The organism is Prevotella rectalis, assembly GCF_900607215.1.
GTDB classification, from domain to species: Bacteria; Bacteroidota; Bacteroidia; order Bacteroidales; family Bacteroidaceae; genus Prevotella; species Prevotella brunnea.
In genome coordinates, this window is record NZ_LR027837.1 from 1 (window position 1) to 2,536 (window position 2,536).

Genomic DNA, 2,536 nt, shown 5'->3' on the forward strand with positions numbered 1-2,536 from the left:
GTACAGTTAGTTTGATTACTCCAACAGGCGAATACGATACCGATGAGTATGCTCATGCTGATGGTGTGCGCGTAGCCATTCAGAAAGGTCGTACGGAACTCTGGAACAAGAAAATTACCAAAGGAGATGCAACGGCTTATAATGCTACGGCACAGAATATCACCGTCAAGAAAGGCGACCGCATTTATTTCCGTGTCCAGTCTGGTACGGAGGAAACAAGCAACGGTGCCTTTGACAACGTGAAATGGGCACCTATCATTACCTATACAGGTGCGGCAGAAACACTCCCCGGCGGATTATCTACCACTGTTTATCAACCTCAGGAGGGTGCCATTTATGGTGCCAATACACTGACTAATGTGGCAGAGAGCGCTTCTTTGAACCTGTCAGGTAAGTTCACCAAACCCGTCACAACAGATGACGTTACGCTCAGAATTGTCGCATCTAATGAGTTAAAAGACAGCTTGGGTAATAATAATCCGAATTATAAAAAAAGAGAAATCTATACCCGTACCTTAGCATGGAATGAAGCGTTTGACGGAGAAATTAAACAGACTATTCCTAATCCGGATGGCTTGACAAATCTAAACTTTGAAATCAGTTCTTCTTCTAATGTGGACTGGTCGAAAATAAAGTGGACCCCACAAATAGAGACCATAGGCAAGGATGGTAGCAGGCAGCGTACGGCAGGGGCAACCCATTATGTTCTCTTTGCTGACATGGTTAGTGAAGGTAAACCTGTAGTACTTGCTTCCAATGTTTCAACCCTGACAGTTACTCCGAGTATCACGATGCTACCACCAACGGCAAACGGAATGGTAACGATGACTGTCAAGACTGTAGACAAACTGTTGGGTAAAAAGACTTACACTTTCAGTGGTGGCAGTCTTTCAGGGGATCCTCTGATAATCACCGGTATCAGTGCAGGCAAGATATGGATAGATTACTTCTATTCAGGTAACATCTCAGGTCAGACAGTAACTTCTGCAGCTACTGTCAGTGGCATAGGAACAGCACAGGCAGGCTTCTATGCCCAGACAGAGAACAAAGGCTTCGGCACAATGTATCGTGGCTGGGGTGGCTTTGTTTATAATGCTTCCGAAGGTAGGTATAGCAAACCTATTGATGAATCACTGCTGAAGCTCCCCGATAGCAAGGATGCCAAGATGGATCCTTTGACAATGGCATTTGTTCCAATTGGAACAGACCAAAGTTCATTTGACAGATGGATAGGACAACGAGCAGAATTGTACCTTACAGCTGAAGAAGCTGGGGCTTCAAGACTAACTGAACAAAATGTAATATTAACTAACCCATTCGAACATATTGATGATATAGCAGGAGTTTCCGGTACATGTTTACAAGGAACCGGTGCTGTAGCTATAACACAGGAAATGGTTGCAACAAGTGATGTCAATCAGACAGGCATTGCTTTTACATACAATGACGCAAGTGGTAAGAGTGTAACTCGCTCCACTATGATGGATTTCAATGGGGATGGTTTCCCGGATATTTTTCAAAAGGGAATCATACAATATACAAATTCGCAAGGAGGCATCAGTGGCGAAAAGTATAGTGGAATTGGAACCATTGGCAGCGAGAACAAGTCTGAAGGATGGGCATTGGGAAGCGACCCTATTATTTCGATAAGTTCTACGATTGCTCATATTGCAAAAGGAAAGGATCATTCCAGCAACCAAGGCTCCAGCAACAAGGCAAAAGCTCGTATGTCTGGATCTGTCAGTATTCCTCCCTCTAACAAGGATTGGAGCACAGAAACATTCATGGATGTGAATGGAGACGGTCTACCTGATAAAATTATTAAGGGAAATAAAGTTCGACTTAATTTAGGGTACAACTTCACAGAACCGATTGATTGGGGAATTGATCGAATACAAGGAGGTAAGGGAATTACTTATAACGCCAATATAGGTGGTAGCTTCAATAAGGGGTCATCAAGCTTCGCCGGGGGATACAATGTTGTAACCTCTAAGAATGGAGAAGAGTATAATCTCTCTGATGTAAATTCTGACGGATTACCAGATAAGGTATGGCGCAATGGCAAGGCTATTATGGTGGCACTTAATATCGGTAATGGCTTTATGGATGCCATTCAGTGGAGAGGGCTTTCTTCTCTTAGTGAATCTGCCTCAACTTCAGAGGGAGCTGAAGTTGCATTTACTGTCAATTTTACCCCAAAGTTAATTCCTGTCAAAATTTCCATAAATCCAGTTGTTTCTGTCAGTCATAGTATAAATCGTAACAACTATGCTTTGCAAGATGTAGATGGCGACGGCTACCTCGATATTGTGGAATCCGATAAGGAAAGCGAACTGAAAGTAACCCGCTCTGCCATCGGCAGAACGAACATGCTCAAGAGCGTGACCAACTCCCTCGGCGGAACCTTTACACTGGACTACGAACACAGCACGCCTACCTACGGCCTGCCCGGTGGTAAATGGGTAATGTCGTCCGTAACCATTGACGATGGTATCCGTGATGATGGACCGATGATGAAGACGATGTTTGCCTATTC

At 44.0% G+C, this 2,536-nt stretch carries 1 protein-coding gene; it reads left to right on the top strand.

Features of this window, described 5'->3' with window-relative positions; translation table 11 throughout:
• Positions 1-2,536 (top strand): toxin TcdB middle/N-terminal domain-containing protein (locus tag E0E16_RS13365; RefSeq protein ID WP_305000476.1); only part of this gene is annotated, 2,536 nt, incomplete at both ends.